Annotated in this window: 20 protein-coding genes; 10 read left to right on the top strand and 10 right to left on the bottom strand. The window is 70.6% G+C overall.

Annotation, left to right across the window (positions count from 1 at the left end; translation table 11 throughout):
- A complete protein-coding gene (locus ABD269_RS00100; protein WP_301887541.1) occupies positions 1-822 on the top strand; it encodes an isoprenyl transferase in 822 nt (273 codons plus the stop codon).
- A gap of 22 nt (positions 823-844) precedes the next feature.
- On the opposite strand, the gene ABD269_RS00095 is transcribed toward ABD269_RS00100, so the two are convergent.
- The 4 genes from ABD269_RS00095 to ABD269_RS00080 all read right to left on the bottom strand — a co-directional run bounded on the left by ABD269_RS00095 (position 845) and on the right by ABD269_RS00080 (position 4,057).
- Positions 845-1,255 (bottom strand): Fur family transcriptional regulator, encoded by a 411-nt coding sequence (locus ABD269_RS00095; RefSeq protein ID WP_301887542.1) that lies wholly within the window; start codon positions 1,253-1,255, stop codon positions 845-847.
- Positions 1,256-1,398: 143 nt separating this feature from the next.
- Positions 1,399-2,295 (bottom strand): metal ABC transporter permease, encoded by an 897-nt coding sequence (locus ABD269_RS00090; protein ID WP_301887543.1) that lies wholly within the window; start codon positions 2,293-2,295, stop codon positions 1,399-1,401.
- Entirely contained in the window at positions 2,295-3,065 is a 771-nt protein-coding gene (locus ABD269_RS00085) for a metal ABC transporter ATP-binding protein (protein ID WP_344114782.1), read from the bottom strand. Before ABD269_RS00085 ends, ABD269_RS00090 begins: the two co-directional genes overlap by 1 nt.
- 14 nt (positions 3,066-3,079) lie before the next feature.
- Entirely contained in the window at positions 3,080-4,057 is a 978-nt protein-coding gene (locus ABD269_RS00080; protein WP_344114780.1) for a metal ABC transporter substrate-binding protein, read from the bottom strand.
- Between the two features lie 176 nt (positions 4,058-4,233).
- Here ABD269_RS00080 and ABD269_RS00075 point away from each other — a divergent pair, with 176 nt between their 5' ends.
- Together ABD269_RS00075 and ABD269_RS00070 are read left to right on the top strand one after the other, a co-directional pair.
- Positions 4,234-5,616 carry a glycine--tRNA ligase gene (locus ABD269_RS00075; protein ID WP_116211709.1) on the top strand — a complete coding sequence of 461 codons (1,383 nt, stop codon included), beginning with the start codon at positions 4,234-4,236 and terminating at the stop codon, positions 5,614-5,616.
- Between the two features lie 183 nt (positions 5,617-5,799).
- Entirely contained in the window at positions 5,800-7,167 is a 1,368-nt protein-coding gene (locus ABD269_RS00070) for a M14 family zinc carboxypeptidase (protein ID WP_344114776.1), read from the top strand.
- A 64-nt stretch (positions 7,168-7,231) separates the two neighbouring features.
- On the opposite strand, the gene ABD269_RS00065 is transcribed toward ABD269_RS00070, so the two are convergent.
- The gene (locus ABD269_RS00065) at positions 7,232-7,975 is read right to left on the bottom strand and encodes a Uma2 family endonuclease (protein WP_344114774.1); all 744 of its coding nucleotides are present in this window, start codon (positions 7,973-7,975) and stop codon (positions 7,232-7,234) included.
- Between the two features lie 36 nt (positions 7,976-8,011).
- Here ABD269_RS00065 and ABD269_RS00060 point away from each other — a divergent pair, with 36 nt between their 5' ends.
- From ABD269_RS00060 to ABD269_RS00050, 3 genes are read left to right on the top strand one after another with little or no spacing between them, the layout of a single operon-like run.
- Positions 8,012-9,271 (top strand): sensor histidine kinase, encoded by a 1,260-nt coding sequence (locus tag ABD269_RS00060; RefSeq protein WP_344114772.1) that lies wholly within the window; start codon positions 8,012-8,014, stop codon positions 9,269-9,271.
- Positions 9,259-9,903 (top strand): response regulator transcription factor, encoded by a 645-nt coding sequence (locus tag ABD269_RS00055; RefSeq protein WP_344114770.1) that lies wholly within the window; start codon positions 9,259-9,261, stop codon positions 9,901-9,903. The genes ABD269_RS00060 and ABD269_RS00055 overlap by 13 nt, the downstream gene beginning before the upstream one ends.
- A 35-nt stretch (positions 9,904-9,938) precedes the next feature.
- A complete protein-coding gene (locus tag ABD269_RS00050; RefSeq protein WP_301887551.1) occupies positions 9,939-10,292 on the top strand; it encodes a hypothetical protein in 354 nt (117 codons plus the stop codon).
- A 14-nt stretch (positions 10,293-10,306) separates the two neighbouring features.
- Here the strand turns inward: ABD269_RS00050 and ABD269_RS00045 are convergent, their stop codons facing one another.
- Positions 10,307-10,993: an HAD family hydrolase gene (locus ABD269_RS00045; protein WP_344114767.1), complete on the bottom strand. Its 687-nt coding sequence runs from the start codon at positions 10,991-10,993 to the stop codon at positions 10,307-10,309.
- A gap of 128 nt (positions 10,994-11,121) precedes the next feature.
- Between ABD269_RS00045 and ABD269_RS00040 the strand changes: the two genes are divergently transcribed.
- Positions 11,122-12,357: a helix-turn-helix domain-containing protein gene (locus tag ABD269_RS00040; RefSeq protein WP_344114765.1), complete on the top strand. Its 1,236-nt coding sequence runs from the start codon at positions 11,122-11,124 to the stop codon at positions 12,355-12,357.
- Positions 12,358-12,429: 72 nt separating this feature from the next.
- Positions 12,430-12,747 carry a DUF6415 family natural product biosynthesis protein gene (locus ABD269_RS00035; RefSeq protein ID WP_344114763.1) on the top strand — a complete coding sequence of 106 codons (318 nt, stop codon included), beginning with the start codon at positions 12,430-12,432 and terminating at the stop codon, positions 12,745-12,747.
- A 38-nt stretch (positions 12,748-12,785) separates the two neighbouring features.
- On the opposite strand, the gene ABD269_RS00030 is transcribed toward ABD269_RS00035, so the two are convergent.
- Entirely contained in the window at positions 12,786-13,985 is a 1,200-nt protein-coding gene (locus tag ABD269_RS00030) for an MFS transporter (protein WP_344114761.1), read from the bottom strand.
- Between the two features lie 122 nt (positions 13,986-14,107).
- On the opposite strand from ABD269_RS00030, the gene ABD269_RS00025 reads away from it, so the two are divergent.
- Positions 14,108-14,443: an ArsR/SmtB family transcription factor gene (locus ABD269_RS00025; RefSeq protein WP_301887558.1), complete on the top strand. Its 336-nt coding sequence runs from the start codon at positions 14,108-14,110 to the stop codon at positions 14,441-14,443.
- A 132-nt stretch (positions 14,444-14,575) separates the two neighbouring features.
- On the opposite strand, the gene ABD269_RS00020 is transcribed toward ABD269_RS00025, so the two are convergent.
- The 3 genes from ABD269_RS00020 to ABD269_RS00010 all read right to left on the bottom strand — a co-directional run bounded on the left by ABD269_RS00020 (position 14,576) and on the right by ABD269_RS00010 (position 17,688).
- Positions 14,576-15,160: a TetR/AcrR family transcriptional regulator gene (locus ABD269_RS00020; RefSeq protein ID WP_344114758.1), complete on the bottom strand. Its 585-nt coding sequence runs from the start codon at positions 15,158-15,160 to the stop codon at positions 14,576-14,578.
- Between the two features lie 64 nt (positions 15,161-15,224).
- Complete coding sequence (locus ABD269_RS00015) at positions 15,225-16,229, bottom strand: aldo/keto reductase (protein ID WP_344114756.1); 1,005 nt, start codon at positions 16,227-16,229, stop codon at positions 15,225-15,227.
- Positions 16,230-16,362: 133 nt separating this feature from the next.
- The gene (locus ABD269_RS00010; protein ID WP_425572806.1) at positions 16,363-17,688 is read right to left on the bottom strand and encodes an MFS transporter; all 1,326 of its coding nucleotides are present in this window, start codon (positions 17,686-17,688) and stop codon (positions 16,363-16,365) included.
- 218 nt (positions 17,689-17,906) lie between these two features.
- Here ABD269_RS00010 and ABD269_RS00005 point away from each other — a divergent pair, with 218 nt between their 5' ends.
- Positions 17,907-18,785 (top strand): helix-turn-helix transcriptional regulator, encoded by an 879-nt coding sequence (locus ABD269_RS00005; protein WP_301887562.1) that lies wholly within the window; start codon positions 17,907-17,909, stop codon positions 18,783-18,785.
- The last annotated feature ends 115 nt before the right edge of the window (positions 18,786-18,900 follow it).

Genomic DNA, 18,900 nt, shown 5'->3' with positions numbered 1-18,900 from the left:
ATGGCACGACGCGGGATTCTGGGCCGTTCCCGACGCGAGTACCTCACCCCTGAGCCGCACCCGTCCGGGGCGCGGCCGCCGAAGATCCCCGGTGAACTGGTCCCCAACCACGTGGCCATCGTCATGGACGGCAACGGCCGCTGGGCGAAGGAGCGCGGGCTGCCGCGCACCGAGGGCCACAAGGTCGGCGAGGGCGTCGTGATGGACGTCCTCAAGGGCTGCCTGGAGATGGGCGTCAAGAACCTCTCCCTGTACGCCTTCTCGACCGAGAACTGGAAGCGCTCGCCCGAAGAGGTGCGCTTCCTGATGAACTTCAACCGCGATGTCATCCGCCGCCGCCGTGACGAGATGGACGAGCTGGGCATCCGGGTCCGCTGGACCGGGCGGATGCCGAAGCTGTGGAAGTCGGTGGTCGAGGAGCTCCAGGTCGCCCAGGAGCAGACCAAGGACAACGACGCCATGACGATGTACTTCTGCGTCAACTACGGCGGCCGCGCGGAGATCGCCGACGCGGCGGCGGCCATAGGACGGGACATCGCCGCGGGCCGGCTCGACCCGTCGAAGGTCACGGAGAAGACCTTCGCGAAGTACCTCTACTACCCGGACATGCCGGACGTCGACCTCTTCGTGCGCCCGTCCGGCGAGCAGCGCACGTCCAACTACCTGATCTGGCAGAGCGCTTACGCCGAGATGGTCTTCCAGGACGTGCTCTGGCCCGACTTCGACCGCCGCGACCTGTGGCGCGCGTGCCTGGAGTTCGCCCAGCGGGACCGCCGCTTCGGCGGCGCGATCCCCAACGAGGACCAGCTGAACAAGGGCTGACGGCCCGCGGCCGCCTGCGGGGTCACTGCTTCTTGGCGCAGTCCCCGCAGGTGCCGAAGATCTCCACCGTGTGGGCGACGTCGACGAAGCCGTGCTCGGCGGCGATGGAGTCCGCCCACTTCTCCACGGCGGGCCCCTCGACCTCGACCGCCTTGCCGCAGACCCGGCACACCAGGTGGTGGTGGTGCCCGCTGGAGCAGCGGCGGTAGACCGACTCGCCCTCGCTGGTGCGCAGCACGTCGACCTCGCCGGCGTCGGCGAGGGACTGCAGCGTGCGGTAGACGGTGGTCAGCCCCACGGACGCGCCGCGGTGTCTGAGCATGTCGTGGAGCTCTTGAGCGCTACGGAACTCGTCCACCTCGTCGAGCGCGGCCGAGACCGCTGCCCGCTGCTTGGTGGACCGGCCGCGTACCGGGGGACCCGCGGTCGCCACAGTTGCCTCCAAAAGCTCGCCTGAACACCCATCCGCACGTGTCGCACGGCCAATTGTGCCAGCCCGCGGGACCGGGTGTGTAAGCCCCGAGACGCGTCCCGGACCTGTACGCGTCCGGGGCGGCGTCACGGGGCCCGCCCGCGTCAGACGCGTACGTCGTCGGCGGGGCGCCGGGCGTCGGGCACCGTGAGCGTGCAGCCGTCCTCGGCCGCCGCCGCGGCCTGCCGGGCGCGCTTCCTCGCCAGGGGGGTCGCGAGGACGGTCAGGGTGACGAAGACGCCGATGGCGAGCAGCACGATGGAGGCGCCCGACGGGACGTCCACGTAGTACGACAGGGTGGTGCCGGAGACGGTCACCAGCACGCCGATGGCGATGGCCAGTGCGAAGGTCATCGCGAAGCTGCGCGCGATCTGCTGCGAGGCGGCCACGGGGATCACCATCAGGGCGCTGACGAGCAGCAGCCCGACGACGCGCATGGCGACGGTGACGGTCACCGCGGCGGTGATCGCGATCAGCAGGTTCAGCAGCCGCACCGGCAGGCCCGTGACGCGGGCGAACTCCTCGTCCTGGCAGATGGCGAAAAGCTGTCGGCGCAGGCCCAGGGTGGCCAGGATCACAAACGCCGCCAGGATGCAGATCGCGACGATGTCCTGCTGCGAGACGGTGGTGATCGAGCCGAAGAGGTACGTCGTGAGGTTGGCGTTGGAGCCGCTGGAGGACAGGCTCATCAGCATCACGCCGCCGGCCATGCCGCCGTAGAAGAGCATGGCGAGCGCGATGTCGCCGCGCGCCTTGCCGTAGGAGCGGATCAGCTCCATCACCACGGCGCCGACCACGCAGACGGCGGTGGCCATCCACACCGGGCTGGTGTTGAGCAGGAAGCCGAGGCCGACGCCGGTGAGGGCCACGTGGCCGATGCCGTCGCCCATCAGCGCCTGGCGGCGCTGGACGAGGAAGGTGCCGATCGCGGGCGCGGTGATGCCGACCACGAGGGCGGCGAGCAGGGCCCGCTGCATGAAGGCGAAGTCGAGGATGTCCATCAGCTCAGGAGCCCCGTCCGTATCGGTTCCGCTGCCGGGCCGGCGTGCGGGTGTACATGGTCGTGGCCGGGCAGCGCGTGCTGGCCCACGGCCTCCGGCGGCGGGCCGTCGTGGACGACGCAGCCGTCGCGGAGCACGACCGCGCGGTCGATGAGCGGCTCCAGCGGGCCGAGCTCGTGCAGGACGAGGAGGACCGTCGCGCCGCGCTCGACCTGGGCGCGCAGGGCGGTCGCGAGGACCTCCTGGCTGGCCAGGTCGACGCCCGCCATCGGCTCGTCCATGATCAGCAGTTCGGGCTCCACGGCCAGCGCGCGGGCGATCAGCACGCGCTGGTGCTGGCCGCCGGAGAGCGCGTCCACGGAGTCCTTGATGCGGTCGGCCATGCCGACGAGCTCCAGGGCGCGCACGACGGCCTCACGGTCCGCCTTGCGCATGATGCCGAGCTTGGTGCGGGCCAGGCGGCCCGCGGAGACGACCTCGCCGACGGTGGCGGGCACCCCGCCCGCGGCGGTGGTGCGCTGCGGTACGTAGCCGAGCCGGGCCCAGTCGCGGAAGCGGCGCCGCGGGGTGCCGAAGAGCTCCAGCTCGCCGCCGGTGAGCGGCACCTGGCCGACGATCGCGCGGACGGCCGTGGACTTGCCCGAGCCGTTGGCGCCGAGCAGCGCCACGACCTCGCCGCGCCGTACGGTCAGGTCGACGCCGCGCAGCACCGGGCGCGAGCCCAGGGTGGCCGTCGCCCCGAGCAGGGATATGACGGGCTGACCGTCCATGCTGCCTGCCTCCATCACTTGGTGCCGAGCGCCTTCTGGAGGGCGGCGAGGTTGGACTCCATCACGGCGAAGTAGTCGTCGCCCTTGGACTTGTCGGTGATCCCTTCGAGCGGGTCGAGGACGTCCGTCTTCACGCCGAGGTCCTTGGCCAGCGTCCTGGCCGTGGCCGGGTTGGCGATCGTCTCGAAGAAGACCGTGCCGACGTGGTGGTCCTTGGCCAGCTGGTGCAGGTCCTTCATCCGGGCGGCGCTGGGCTCGGACTCCGGGTCCACGCCGCTGATGGCCTCCTCGGTGAGGCCGTAGCGCTCGGCGAGGTAGCCGAAGGCGGCGTGGGTGGTGATGAAGGTGTCGGAGGCGCGGTTCTTCAGGCCGTCCGTGAACTTCTGGTTCAGCCCGTCCAGCTTCTCGACCAGCGCGTCCGTGTTCTTCTGGAAGTCGGCCCGGTGGTCGGGGTCGGCCTCGGCGAGGGTCTTGCTGACCCCCTTGGCGACCTCGGCGTACTTCACCGGGTCCAGCCAGATGTGGGGGTCCTGGCCGGCCTCGCCCTCCGAGTGGGAGTGGTTGTCGCCGGTGGAGTGGTGGTGGCCGTCGACCTCGGTGCCGTGCTCTTCCAGGGCGGTGAGGGAGGCCGCGTCGGCGACGTGCTTGTTGCCGGACTGCTTGATCGCCGCGTCCACGGCGGGCTGGAGGCCCTTGAGGTAGACGATCGCGCCCGCGTCGGAGAGGGAGCCGGTCTCCTTGGGCTTGAGCTCCAGGTCGTGCGGCTCGACACCGGGCTTCGTCAGGTTGGTCACGCTGACGTGGTCGCCGCCGATCTCCTTGGCCAGGAACTCCATGGGGTAGAACGACGCGATCACCTTGAGCCTGCCGTCCGCCGCCTTGCCCGCCGCGTCGGATGAGGAGCACGCGGAGAGCGTGAGCAGCCCCAGGGCTGCGGCCGTGGCGACGGCGGCGGTGGTTATTCGGGGGGAGCGGAGGCGGCTTACGTTCATGACAGTCATTTTCAACAAAAATGGAAACGATTGTCAACAACATGTTCGCAAAGGGGGCGCAACCGGGTCCCCCGGCCGATCGGGTCAAGCCAAGGCCAGAGCCGATTTGATTAGGGGGGTGGCGCCGCCGGTAACCTGAAGCATTCGCTGTTCGTCGTCGCAATGAAGAGAGCACCGTGGCCGCCGACAAGATCGACACCATCGTCAGCCTGAGCAAGCGCCGTGGCTTTGTCTATCCGTGCAGTGAGATCTACGGCGGACAGCGTGCCGCCTGGGACTACGGACCCCTCGGTGTGGAGCTCAAGGAGAACATCAAGCGTCAGTGGTGGCGCTCCATGGTCACCTCGCGCGACGACGTGGTCGGTCTCGACTCGTCGGTGATCCTCGCCCGTGAGGTCTGGGAGGCGTCCGGCCACGTCGCCACCTTCTCCGACCCGCTGACCGAGTGCACCTCCTGCCACAAGCGCTACCGCGCGGACCACCTGGAGGAGGCGTACGAGGCCAAGCACGGCAAGCTGCCCGCGAACGGCCTCGCCGACATCAACTGCCCGAACTGCGGCAACAAGGGCCAGTTCACCGAGCCCAAGCAGTTCTCCGGCCTGCTCGCCACCCACCTCGGCCCGACCCAGGACACCGGCTCGGTGACCTACCTGCGGCCCGAGACCGCCCAGGGCATCTTCACCAACTTCGCCCAGGTGCAGACGACCTCGCGCAAGAAGCCCCCGTTCGGCATCGCCCAGACCGGCAAGTCCTTCCGCAACGAGATCACGCCGGGCAACTTCATCTTCCGCACCCGCGAGTTCGAGCAGATGGAGATGGAGTTCTTCGTCAAGCCGGGCGAGGACGAGCAGTGGCACGAGTACTGGATGCAGCAGCGCTGGGACTGGTACACCGGCCTCGGCATGCGCACGGAGAACATGCGGTGGTACGAGCACGCCGCCGAGAAGCTCTCCCACTACTCCAAGCGCACCGTCGACATCGAGTACCGCTTCAACTTCGGCGGCTCCGAGTTCTCCGAGCTGGAGGGTGTGGCCAACCGCACCGACTTCGACCTCAAGGCGCACTCCGCGGGCTCCGGCCAGGACCTGTCGTACTTCGACCAGGAGGCCGGTGAGCGCTACTTCCCGTACGTCATCGAGCCGGCGGCCGGCCTCAACCGCGCCATGCTCGCCTTCATGCTCGACGCGTACAACGAGGACGAGGCCCCGAACGCCAAGGGCGTCATGGAGAAGCGCGTCGTGATGCGCCTCGACCCGCGCCTCGCGCCGGTCAAGGTCGCGGTCCTGCCGCTCTCCCGCAACCCGCAGCTCTCCCCGAAGGCCAAGGGCCTCGCGGCGGACCTGCGCAAGCACTGGAACATCGAGTTCGACGACGCGGGCGCGATCGGCCGCCGCTACCGCCGCCAGGACGAGATCGGCACGCCGTTCTGCGTCACCGTCGACTTCGACACGCTCGACGACAACGCCGTGACCGTGCGCGAGCGCGACACGATGAAGCAGGAGCGCGTCTCCCTCGACCAGATCGAGAGCTACCTGGGCTCGCGTCTGCTGGGCTGCTGACGCCTCTCTCCGTACGAAGGCCCCGGTTCCCGCTTCGGCGGGGCCGGGGCCTTCGGCTTTCCGGAAAAGGCGGCGCCGCCCTTCCGGATGTGACATGAACACGGCATTATTCGCCTGCGGCCGCCTGTCGGCCTCCGCATCGGCAGCGGTCCCGTTCCGTCCCCACACGGAAAGGCCCACCTCATGTCCCGAAAACGCCTGGCAGGGCTGGCGGTCGGAGTGACGGTCATGGCCGCGGCGGCCATGCTCCCGCAGGCCACGACGGCCCTCGCCGGTGCCTCGCAGAGCCGTGACGCCGCGGTCCTCTACGAGGTCCCCACGCACCACAAGCAGGACGCGCAGACCCTGATCGCCGCCGGGTACGACCTCCTGGAGCGCCGCCGGGGCGACCACCTCTTCGTCCTCGGCGACCCGGCGACCGGCGACGGCCTGCGCCGCCTCGGCTTCTCCTCCACCGCCGTCCGCACGATGCCGAGACCGGTCCCCGAGAAGTCGGTGAAGGACGACGCGGGTGACACGTACGACGGCGGCTACCGCACCGTCGGCGCCCACTACGCGCACCTGGACCAGCTCGCCGCCCAGCACCCGGACCTGGCCACGGTCGTCACGTACGGCAAGTCCTGGCTGAAGCAGGCCGGTTCGGGCGGCCACGACCTCAAGGCCGTCTGCATCACCAAGATGAAGCCCGGCGACTGCTCGCTCAGCCCGAACCCGGCCAAGCCCCGCTTCTTCCTGATGAGCCAGATCCACGCGCGCGAGCTCACCACCGGCGAGATGTCCTGGCGCTGGACCGACGAGCTGACGGGGCAGTACGGCAAGGACCCGGACATCACCAAGCTCATGGACACCACCGAGATGTGGGTCGTGCCCATCGCCAACCCCGACGGCGTCGACATCGTCGCGAGCGGCGGCGACAACCCCTTATGGCAGCGCAAGAACGCCGACGACTCCCATGGCGCGTCCTGCGGTTGGACCGGTCAGATAGGCGTCGACCTCAACCGCAACGCGGGCTCCCACTGGGGCGGCCTCGGCACCTCCACCCAGCCCTGCAACGAGGTCTACCTCGGCCCCGCCGCCGACTCCGAGCCGGAGAACTCCGCGCTGGAGGGCCTCTTCCGGCAGCTCTACCCGGCCGTCCGCACCGGCACCGGCGACAGCGACCCCGCACCCGCCGACGCCCGCGGCATGATGATCAGCCTCCACAGCGACGCCAGCATGGTCCTCTTCCCCTGGGAGTCCGACCACCGCGTGCACAGCGGCAACGACGCCGCGCTGCGCGCCCTGGCCGGCCGCATGGGCTCGATCACCGGCTACCAGTCCGGACAGGCGGGCGAGATCCTCTACGACGCCTCCGGCGGCACCGACGACTGGACGTACGACAAGCTCGGTCTTGCCAGCTTCACCATCGAGATCGGGGACAGCGACGGGCGCGGCTGCGACGGGTTCACCCCGGCGTACTCCTGCCAGGACAGCTACTTCTGGCCGAAGATCAAGCCCGCCCTGATGTACGCGGCGCAGCACGCGGCGGCGCCGTACCGGTCGGCCGACTGAGACTTTCCGGGTAGGCGGACGGCCTCGGTCCCGCCGCGGCGGGGCCGAGGCCGTCGAGTGGGGGTCAGGCCTTCCACTCCGAGGTGTCGAGTTCGAAGTCGAAGGGTGCGGGGACCCGGACCTTGTCGCCGAACTTGACCTGAGTGTGTCTCCGATAGCCCGTCTCTGACGGAGAGGAGTAGACGGTCACGGTCGAGTTGAGCACGTCCACCAGGACGTACACCTGCACCCCTGCCTTGCCGTAGACCTCGACTTTGTCGAGGCGATCGAAGTCGGCGGTGGATGAGGACGTCAGCTCGCCGACCAGGGAGAGCGCCTCGCCGGGAAGGTGGATGCTGTCGATGTTGGTCAGCTCTTCGTCCGAGACGTGGACGTCGGGGCCGTAACTTCTGCTGTGGTCAGGGAACCTGAAAAGAAGCGGGGAGCGGTCTGCCAGGTGTCCCTCGGGCGTATGCGGCTCCAATTGGCGCACGAGGTTGACCAGGACGGGGCGGTATTTGCCCTTGGACCATGGCGACACGGTGATTCTCCCCCTGACGATCTCTGATCGATAGCCATCCGGGAGGTGCATCTCGATTTTCTCCAGGACGCGGCACAGCCCCTCGAACCCCCCTGGGTCCGGGGTGGGGCTTATCTCCCGAACCGTCCCGCGTGGAATCTCGACCATGACTGCCATGATGCCCTTCCTTACCTGAGTGAGCGGGTTGCCACTCAACGTAGCGGTGTCCGCTGACAGCCGCGCCCGCTTCTCCGTACAGCCGTCCGATAGTGGTACTGGCTCCACCCCCAAGTCGGACACCAGTGCCATGGCCCGCCCCTGACCTGCGGCCTTACCGTTCAGAGCATGCGAAACCCCCTCGTGCCCCGGATCCTCCTCAAGCCGTTCGACGGCGCGGGCCGGGCCGCCGCCTTCCTGGCCGTCGGCGCCCTCGTGCAGGCCGTCGCCCTGTTCGTCCTCGCCGTGCCGTGGCTGCCCGGCGGGCCGACGGAGATCTTCAGCGTGCTGGCCGCCGTGTTCGTCCCGCTCGCCGTGCTGGCCCTCGCCTCGCCCGTGCTGACCGTGGTCCAGGGCGCGCGCTTCCGCGGCCGGCTCGGCGTGGACATCCCCCGGCCCGTCGAGGTGGGAGGCGCGACGCGGGCGGAGCGCGTCAAGCGGTGGCTGCGCTCGCCCGCCGCCTGGCGCCAGGTGCAGTACCACCTGTTCGTCGGCCCGCTGATCGCCCTCGCCGGCACGCTGACCCTGCTGGCGTGGGCGGTGGCCGCCGTCGCCGCCACGGTCTACGCCTGGATCTGGGTCCTGCCGGTGGAGGTGCGCGTCGAGCACATCGGCTACGCCACGCAGGCGGGGTACGTCACGGTCGCCGGGGTCGCCGGGCTGTACGGCGCGGCGTACCTCTCCCGCGCCCTCGCCCGGCTCGACACCCGCGCCGCCCTCACCCGCCTCGGCCCCAGCCGCGAGGAACTCCTGCGGCTCCGCGTCGCCGAGGTCACCGAGAGCCGCGCGGGCGTCGTCGACGCGGCGGACGCCGAACGCCGCCGCATCGAGCGCGACCTGCACGACGGCGCCCAGCAGCGCCTCGTCTCCCTGGCCGTCAACCTCGGCCTCGCCAAGGCCACGATGAAGGACCTCCCCGAGGACGCCCGCAAGGTCATCGACGAGGCGCACCGCGAGGCCAAGGAGGCCATCACCGAGCTGTCCGACCTCGTGCGCGGCCTGCACCCGGCCGTCCTGGAGGACCGCGGCCTGGACGCCGCCCTCTCCGGCATCGCCGAGCGCGCGCCCCTGCCCGTACGGCTGAAGGTCGACCTCGCCTCCCGGCCCGCCCCGACCATCGAGGCCGTCGCCTACTTCGTGGTCTCCGAAGCGCTCGCCAACGTCGTCAAGCACGCGCAGGCGTCCCGGGCCGATGTCACGGTCGAACGGTTCGGGGGGATACTGCTCGTGGTCGTCTCCGACGACGGCGTGGGCGGAGCCGATCCTTCCGGTGGCACCGGGCTGGCCGGGCTCGCCAAGCGCGTCGCCTCGGTCGACGGCACGTTCTCGATCAGCAGCCCCACGGGGGGCCCGACCGTTGTGACTGTGGAGCTGCCGTGCGCGCCGTGATCGCCGAGGATTCCGTCCTGCTCAGGATCGGCCTGGTGCGGGTCCTGGAGACGGCCGGATTCGACGTGGTCGCGGAAGTCGGCGACGCGGAAGCGGTGTTGACGGCCGTCGAGGAGCACCGCCCCGGCCTCGTCGTCCTCGACGTCCGCATGCCACCCGGCTTCACGGACGAGGGCGTACGCGCCGCCCTCGTCATCCGCCGCCAGTGGCCCGGCACGGCGGTGCTGCTGCTCTCCCAGTACGTCGAGGAGCGGTACGCCGCCGACCTGCTCTCCGGCGATACACGAGGCGTCGGCTACCTCCTGAAGGAACGCGTCGCCGACGTCGAGGAGTTCATCGACGCCCTGCACCGCGTCGCCTCCGGCGGCACGGCACTCGACCCCCAGGTGGTCTCCCAGCTCCTCCTCCGCCGCCACAGCGACCCCCTCGACCGCCTCACCCCACGCGAACGCGAGGTCCTGGAACTCATGGCCGGCGGCCGCTCCAACGCGGGCATCGCGGCGGCGCTCTTCGTGAGCGAGTCCGCTGTCGCGAAACACATCAACTCGATCCTGGCAAAACTGGACCTCCCGAAGGCGGACGCGGACCACCGGCGGGTGCTGGCCGTTCTGCGGTTCCTGGGGGTGGGGTAGGGGGCTTCTTCTGTGACCGTAGGAGGGAAAGCTGTATGAGTGCCCGCTCCGCCGACATGGATCGCATCCCGAGACCCGCCCTCACCTACCCCGCCCTGCGGGCGGCTCTCGCCCGCGTCGCCCCCGACCGCCTTCCCGAATTCCACGCCGACCGCGACACGGTGTTCACGATGGCCACCGAGACCGGCGCTTTCGGGCCCATCAGGGGCTTCCAGCTGAAGTGGGCGACGGCTATCGAGATCGAACGCCGCCCGGATCTCGCCGCCCGCATGCGCCGGGCGTGGCAGCGCATTCAGACCCTCGACCGGGACCAGCCCTTGTGGCGCGCCGCGATGGACGAGGCCCTGGCTGTCCATAACGAAGCGCGCGCGGCGGTGACCAGTAACTGACTGGAGCCGGGCCCTCAGCCCTTCACGTCTGCCAGGTGCTTCAGCAGCAGGTCGGTGTCCACGAGGTCCGGGAGGACCGCACCGGCCCCGGCGTCGCGTAGAGCCGCCTCGTTACTGCGGCCCGTCGCCACGGCGATCACCCGTACGCCGTTGGCCACTCCGGCCCGGACCCCCGCCGGGGTGTCGTCGAGAAGGACCGCGTCCGCGGCGGTGACGCCCGATCGCTCCAGGGCGAGGCGTACGAGTGCCGGGCGTTCGTCCGCGTCCTCCCCGTAGCCACCGCACTCCCACCGGATGTGCCGGTCGAGGCCGAAGGTCCTGAGTTTCACCTCCGCCACTGCTCGTACGTTGCCGCTGACGACGGTCTGTTCCGTACCCGGCAGCGAAGCCACCGCGTCGAGGGCCGCCGCCGCACCCGGCAGGGCGTGCCCGCGCTCCCGGAGTTCCGCCACTCGCTGCACGTGTGCCTCCGTCAGGGCGTGGGCGAACCGTTCGAAGTCCCGGCGGTCCGTGCGCAGGCCGTGAAGCTTCGCCGTCTCGCGGAAGATGACGGCCTCGGTGATGCCGTCGATCGCGGCCTGCCGCTCCATGGGCCGCCCCGTGACCCGCTCGAACGCCATCGCGGAGAGCTCGCGGCCCACGCCGCGTGTGTCGATCAGCGTGTGGTCGATGTCCCACAACACGATTCGGCTGGGCCCCATATGGCTCCTCCCGTAGCGGGTTGGTCCGACAAGGCTGTCACACGAAGGAGCCGAGAACCCGGTACTCGGCGATGAGCGGCGCTACGGTGAAATCCGCGGTGGGAAGGACGAGTTGTCAGGGAGCAGGCATGGCCGGTGAACTGTCCGTCGGTGGGCGCGTGCGCTACTGGCGACGCCGCAACGGCAACCGGTCACAAGCCGCTGTCGCCGGCCTCTGCGGCATCACCGAGGACTACCTCTCTCAGATCGAACGCGGCCGCAAGGCGCCCTCCTTGGAGGTTCTCGTCGCTCTGGCCCGCGAGATCGGTGTCCCTGTCGCCGCCCTTGTCGATCAGCAGCCGTCGGCTGAGCCGGAGCACCCACGCCGCACTGCCCCCGGCAGCGCCCGCATCCTCTTGGGCTATGGCACTGTGCACGGTGGGGATCCCGTCGTCGCCGCAGCGGTTCTCCGTGAGCGCGTCGAGGCCGCGTGGCGCATGTGGCAGTCTTCCAAGACTCGCTTCACGGATGCGGCACAGATCCTGCCCGTCCTCCTCGCCGATGCCGAGCATGCCGTCCGCGCTCATAGGGCAGGTGCGGATCCGCAGGCACGCCGGGAGATCCTTCGGATTGCGGCCGACCTCTACGGGCTGCTCCGCTCGTACTGCCACCGCACTGGACGCGTCGACCTTTCCCTTCTGGTCGCCGACCGGGCCCTCCGTGCGGCCGAAGAAGCCGATGACCCGCTGCGTATCGCTGCGGCCCACTGGAACCTGGGGCATGTCCTCCTTGCGTCCGGCGACCCCGAGGGAGCCGAACAGGTGGCGACTCAAGCTGCCGAAGATCTTCTCGGCACCCCGGGGAACCGGGCCAGGAACGCCCTGGCGGGGGCTCTCGAACTGGTGGCTGCCACTGCCGTCGCCCGGCGCCGCGACTGGTGGGCAGCTCGCAGGCGGCTTGAAAGCAAAGCTCTTCCCCGAGCGAAGGAGGCCGGTGAGGGAAACGTCGCATGGACCGTATTCGGTCCCACAAATGTCGAACTGCACGCCATGACCGTCGAGATGCTGGCCGGTGAGGCCACAGAGGGGCTCCGGTGCGCCGACCGGGTCGACATCACCCGAGTCCCGTCCATCGAGCGCCAGTTCACATTCACGCTCGAGCTGGCGCGCTGTCACGACTTGAGGCGGGAGGATGCTGCTGTCCTCGTGCACTTGCTCGACCTGGAGCATCTGGCACCGGAAGACATCACTCACAGCCCGCTCGCCCGCCAGATGGCGATGGACCTTCGTCGTCGGGCTCGCCCTACCTACCGCAGACAGACCGATGCGCTCGCCGAGCGGCTCGGCGTCGACCTGCCGCCCGGCCTCCTGGGCAACCCGGTCTGACAGTCCGGGTCCGTCAGGGGCGGCGCCCCTAACCTCGTCGCACCAGTTCGCACACAACGGCGAGGAACCCCCATGCCCGACCTCATCGACGCCGGCCACATCAACCGCATCATCGACCGAGCCGTCACAACTGACGTACTGCCGACGCACGCAGACCTCAAAGCGCTCGAAGCGGAGCTTCGGCAGCACATCCGCGATCTGATGCCCGTCGTCGACGCGCAGACCGCCGCCATGAGTCCTACGACCAAGGACTGGGCCATGCGACGCTTCACGCTCGCCCGTGCCCGCGCCGTGCTCCTCGACGGGCCCGGCGCCGGGCTGCGGTCAGCTGCCGAGCATGTGGACAGCCTCGCCCACATCTGCCGGGCCCTGCTCGACCACCGCGGGTGAGCGCGCTTCCGTGGTGCCTGCCGGTGGGGCAGGGCGGCTCAGTCGCTCGCGCCCGTGAGGGCCATGGCAGGTGTCGTCTTCTCGCGGCGGGTCACCGAAGCGCGGACCGCGGTCAGTTGGAGCAGCAAGGCGATCAGTGCCGCGCCCGCCGCCCACAGGGGGAGCACCGAGCCGTCCCAGCCGAGGGAGAAGGCCACGCCGCCCAGGCCGGAGCCGACCGCGCTGCCCAGGTAGAGGGCGGATTCGTTGAGGGCGACGGCCACCGGGCCGCCCTTCTCCCCGCGGGCCTCCAACAGGTCGTTCTGCTGCGGCACTTGGAGGGCCCAGCCCACCGCGCCCCAGACGGCGATCGGGGCGAGCGCGACGAGCGGGTGGATCGACGCCGTGAAGCGGACGGCGAGCAGGGCCAGGACCAGCAGGGTCAGGATGCCGACGACGAGGGTGTAGGGGCGGCGGACCCGGTCCACGAGGGTGCCGATGAGGACGCTGCCCACCACGCCGCCGATGCCCCAGGCCCACAGGTACGGGGTGATGCCCTCCACCCCGCCCATGCTCTCGGACTCCATGACCGGTGCGAAATAGGTGTACAGGCCGAGGCTCGCGACCGCGGCGAAGAAGGAGACGCCGACGATGGAGGCGACCCTCGGGTCCGTGACGACCTGGGCGCGCTGCTTCAGCGACACCGACGCCGCGGCGGGCAGGGCCGGCAGCCGCAGGGCCAGTCCGGCGAAGGAGACGAGGCCGATGGCGGTCACCAGCCACAGGGTGGTGCGCCAGCCGCTGTGGTCGGCGATGAAGACACCGGCGGGCACGCCGAGGACCGTGCCCGAGCTCATGCCGCCCATGATCACGGCGAGGGCGCGGCCCCGCCGCTCCTTGTCCACCAGTGAGGCGGCGGCCGCCGCGGCGAGCGCCAGATAGAGACCGGCGCCGACGCCCGCGAAGGCGCGGGTGACGAGCAGCACCGGGAGCGACCCGGCGAGCGCGCTGCCGGCGTTGGCGAGGGCGAAGACAGCGAGGGAGCCCAGGAGCCCGACGCGCACGCGGGACGCGGAGAGCAGGGTGGCGAAGACCGGGGATGCGATGGCGTAGGCCAGGGTGAACGTGGTGACCATCTGGCCCGTCGCGGAGACGGACGAGCCGAAGTCGTCGGCGATCACCGGCAACAGACCGGCCGTCACATAGGCGTCGAGCCCGAGCGCGAAGGCGCCGAGCCCGAGGAGGTAGACGAGTTTCACTTGCTCTCCTATGTACGATGGTCGCGGTACATAGGTACATGATCAGTAAATGCGTCTCCATGGCAAGCCCGGGGAGGAAATCCGGCCGATCCGCGTACGACCGGCCGTGCCATCCTGGAGGGGTGCGCCGCTACTTCCACCCAGAGCCCGAGAACATCCACCTGCCCGAGGTGCTGTTCGCGCTGAGCGACGCCACTCGGCTCGGCATCGCCGTGGCGCTGTCGGACGGTGGCGAACGCACGGCGGGGGAACTGGGCGGTGACATCGCCAAGTCGACGATGACCCACCACTTGAAGATCCTCAGGGAAGCGGGGGTGCTTCGCGTCCGGTCGGAGGGCACCCGCTGCTTCAACTCATTGCGCCTGGAGGATCTGGAGGCGCTCTATCCGGGGCTTCTCGGGCAGTTGCTCGGCACGGCGGTGAAGTGCGGCTATACGTCGGCGGGTGCGCATCGGTGACACTCCTGGGGCTCCGCCCCAGACCCCGGAGCACGCTTCGCGCGCTGTCCTCAATCTCCCCCAGCTACCGCTGGGAGGTGCCCCCACGGGCTGAACTCAGCCCGTCCGGCGTTTGAGGACGAGCCCGCAGGTTCAAGCCGACCGCAACCCCCGCAGCACCAGATCGCAGACCGCCTCGAACGCCGCGTCGATCCCAGGGCGGAACCACTCCGCCGCATACGCCGGGTCGTGGAAGCGATTCGTCGCGTCCCAGATCGCGCGGGCCGTGGGCGCGGGGTCGACGGCGAGGAAGTCGCCGTCGCGCACTCCGCCGGAGACGATCCGGGCGAGCTGCTCGATCATCGTCTCGATGTGCCGGTCGACGACGGAGCTGTTCTCGCCGACGAGGACCATGTAGGTGGCGAAGAGCTCGGGGTCGTCGCCCGCCTTGTGCCGCTTCGCGGCGAAGAGCCCGGCGAGCCACTCGCGCAGGCGCGGCTCGGCGGGGCCCTCCGCGTCGGCGAAGGCGGACAGCGCGGTGTGCGACTGGTCGAGCCAGCGCTGGGTCACCGCCTCGCGGAGGGCGGCCTTGCTGCCGAAGTGGCGGTAGACGCTGCCGTGACTGACCCCCAGGGCCCGCGCCACGTCGACCACGGTGGCCTTGGCCGGGCCGTAGCGGCGCAGCACGTCCTCGGTGGTTTCGAGGATGCGGGCGGGGGTCAGGGTCTCGGGCGGCATCGGGGCGTACGGCCTTTCGGTGAGGGACGGGGGCGCGGGGAGCCCCCGTAGTGACCGTACCCGCTCACTTCTCGCTGTCGAGGTGTGCCATCTGGTCCGTCGGGTAGCGGTCGCCCGCCGCCGCGCCGGCCGGGACGGCCCGCTCGATGGCGGCGAGGTCGGCCGCCTCCAGCTTGAGGTCGAGCGCGCCCAGCGCCTCCGTGAGGCGGTCGCGGCGGCGGGCGCCGACCAGGGGGACGATGTCCTCGCCGCGCGAGAGGACCCAGGCGATGGCGGTCTGGGCGACGGTCGCGCCCTTCGCCTCGGCGACCGCGCGGAGCGCGTCGACGAGGTCCAGGTTGTGCTGGAGGTTCTCGCCCTGGAAGCGCGGGCTCATGCCGCGGAAGTCGTTCGCGGCGAGCTGCCGGTCGCGGGTGAAGTGGCCGCTGATCAGGCCGCGCGAGAGCACGCCGTACGCGGTGACGCCGATGCCCAGTTCGCGCACGGTGGGCAGGATGTCGTCCTCGATGCCGCGCGAGATCAGGGAGTACTCGATCTGGAGGTCGGAGATCGGGGCGACGGCGGCGGCCCGGCGGATGGTCTCGGAGTTCACCTCGGAGAGGCCGATGTGCCGGACGTGCCCGGCCTCGACCAGCTCCGCGATGGCGCCGACGGTCTCCTCGATCGGGACGTTCGGGTCGAGGCGGGCGAGGCGGTAGACGTCGATGTGGTCGGTGCCGAGGCGCTGGAGCGAGTAGGCGGCGAAGTTCTTCACGGCGTTGGGGCTGCCGTCGACTCCGGTGAAGCCGCCCTCGACGGTGCGCAGGGCACCGAACTTGACGCTGGTGAGGGCCCGCTCGCGGGCGCCCGCGGGGGCGGTGCGCAGCGCCTCGTTGATGAGCAGTTCGTTGTGGCCCATGCCGTAGAAGTCGCCGGTGTCGATCAGGGTGACGCCCGCGTCGAGGGCGGCGTGGATCGTGGCGATCGACTCGGCGCGGTCGGCGTCGCCGTAAAGGGCGGACATGCCCATCGCGCCGAGGCCGAGAGCGGATACCTGGGGGCCGGTGGTGCCGAGGGTGCGGTGCTGCACGGGGGACTCCTTTTACGGAGGTACGGGGGGACACCAGAAGAGTGGCACATGGACTGACAGATTTCAATATCTGTCAGTCCATGTGTCGGCTCCGCCCCTCGATCCCCGGCTTTGGAGACCCCTAGGGGCGATTTCAGGCCATCGTGCGCGGCAGTCGCAGGCTCAGCAGGACCGACACGGCCACCGCCACCAGTTGCACCGCCAACGTCACCGCCAGCGCGTCCCGCATCCCCATCGAGGGGGACAGCGAGAGGAACAGCGACCCCAGCGTGGCCACTCCCAGCGCCATGAACGACTGCTGCGTGGTCACCATCACCCCGCCGCCGACCCCCGCCTGCGCCACCGGCACCTCGCTCAGCACGACCCGCAGCGTGAGCGGCAGCAGCAGCCCCTGGCCCAGCCCCTGCACGGCCAGCGCGGGCCCCGGGCCCCATGCGCCCAGGCCGTCCCAGCCCCAGTAGAAGGTCGCGGCCACGCCCAGCAGCCCCACGGCCTGGATCAGCGTCCCGGCCGTCACCGCGCGCCGCCCGTACCGCGCCGCCAGCCGCGGACCGAGCAGCGAACCGGCGAAGAACGTCACGCACATCGGCACCAGCGCCAGCCCCGCGGCCATCGGACCCAGCCGCAGCCCCTCCTGGAGCGCCACCGCGAGGACGAACATGAAGCCGCCCCAGCCGAGCGAGAACGGCACGAGCAGCGCGAGCCCGCTGTGCACCGAGCGGATCCGCAGCAGCGACGGCGGTACCAGCGGTGTCCGCCCGGCCCGCTCCTCACCCCGCTCCACCAGCAGGAACGCCACCGCCGCCACCGGGAAGACGGCCAGCAGCGCCCACGACCACACCGGCCAGCCCGCCGCCCGGCCCTCCGTCAGCGGCAGCAGCAGCGACACCAGCGTCAGCGACAGCAGGACGGTGCCCCACCCGTCCACCCGCGTCGGGTGCTCCGAGCGCGTCTCCGGCACCGTACGCACCGCCAGCAGCAGCGCGGCCACCGCGACCGGCGCGTTCACCAGGAAGATCGACCGCCAGCCGGTGCCCGCGATGTCGACGGAGACCAGCACGCCGCCGAGCACCTGGCCGACCGCGCTGGCGATCCCGGCCGTGCCGCTGTACAGGCTCAGCGCCTTGGTACGGCGCGCGCCGCGCGTCGTCGCCTGGATCGTGGCCAGCACCTGGGGCAGCATCAGCGCGGACGCGGCGCCCTGCGCGACCCGGGCCGCGACCAGCGTCCAGGCGTCCGGGGACAGCCCGCACGCCACGGACGTCACCCCGAAGGCGGCCGTACCCCACAGGAACAGCCGCCTGCGGCCGACCATGTCGCCCAGCCGGCCGCCGAGCACCAACAGGACGGCGTACGCGACGCCGTAGCCGCCCACCACCATCTCCAGCAGCGCCGGGCCCGCGTGCAGATCGTGGTCGATGGTGGGGAGGGCGACATTGACGATGAAGAAGTCGACCATCGGCAGGGCCGCGCCGATGAGCACCGTGAAGAGTCCCAGGGGACTGAGGGCAGGGCTCGGTTCCGTGGTGGCGGCGACGGCCGCCGGGGCAATCGGGGGTATTCGGGTTTCGCTCACACAGGAGACGATGCCCACTCGCTCAGCCGGGTACCAGAGTGTCCTTATCCTGGTACAAGAACTACCTGCCAACCGGCTGGGGAGTCCGGCATCCTGGAGCCATGACCACGATGGTGCACGAGCGGGGACCCGCCGCCCCGGCGCGTACGGCGGACGACGTACGGCGATGCGAACTCGCCGCCTTCCTGCGCAGCCGCCGCGAGCGCATCACCCCCGAACAGGCGGGCCTGCCGCGCGGACCCCGCCGCCGCACCCCGGGCCTGCGCCGCGAGGAGGTCGCCCACCTCGCCGCCGTCGGCGTCACCTGGTACACGTGGCTGGAGCAGGCGCGCGACATCAAGGTCTCCGCGCAGGTGCTCGACGCCATCGCCCGCGCGCTCATGCTCGACCGGGGCGAGCGCAGCCACCTCTTCGCCCTCGCGAACTCGACCGACCCCCTGCCGGACACGGAGTGCGCCGGGGTGCCGTCCTCGGTCCGCCTGATGCTGGATCAGCTGGAGCCGTTCCCCGCCTGCGTGCAGAACGCGCGGTACGACATCCTCGCGTACAACCGCCCCTACGGGCACCTGATGTGCGACCTCGACACCCTCCCCCGGGAGGAGCGCAACTGCATGTGGCTCGCCTTCATGAACCCCGAGTGGCGCGCGAGCCTCGTCGACCGCGACGAGTCGGTCCGGGTCATGGCCGCCAAGTTCCGCGCGTCGATGGCCGAAAACCTCGCGGATCCGGCCTGGAAGTGCCTGCTCAAGCGGCTCCAGGACGAATCACCGGAGTTCCGCGAGATCTGGGACCGGCACGAGGTCCTCCGCTTCGCCGAACGGACGAGGGCGTTTCGCCAGTCGCGGGTGGGGCTGCTGCGCCTCGACTACACGAGCTTGTGGCTGGGGCCGAACGCGGGCGCGAAGCTTCTCACTTACACACCGGCCGATGAGGAGTCACGGGGCCGGCTGGACCTCTTGCGCGAGCTGTATGCCGCGTAGGCGGGCGCGGCTCTGGGTGCGGGTCCGTGGCGCCTGCGGCGGGCCTTTTCCCCACCCCGCCCCTTCCCGAACTGGGGCTCCGCCCCAGACCCCGGTCCTCAAACGCCGGACGGGC

It is taken from the genome of Streptomyces blastmyceticus (genome assembly GCF_039521185.1).
In the GTDB taxonomy this organism is placed as follows: Bacteria; Actinomycetota; Actinomycetes; order Streptomycetales; family Streptomycetaceae; genus Streptomyces; species Streptomyces blastmyceticus.
This window is presented reverse-complemented; position numbering and strand designations above follow the sequence as displayed.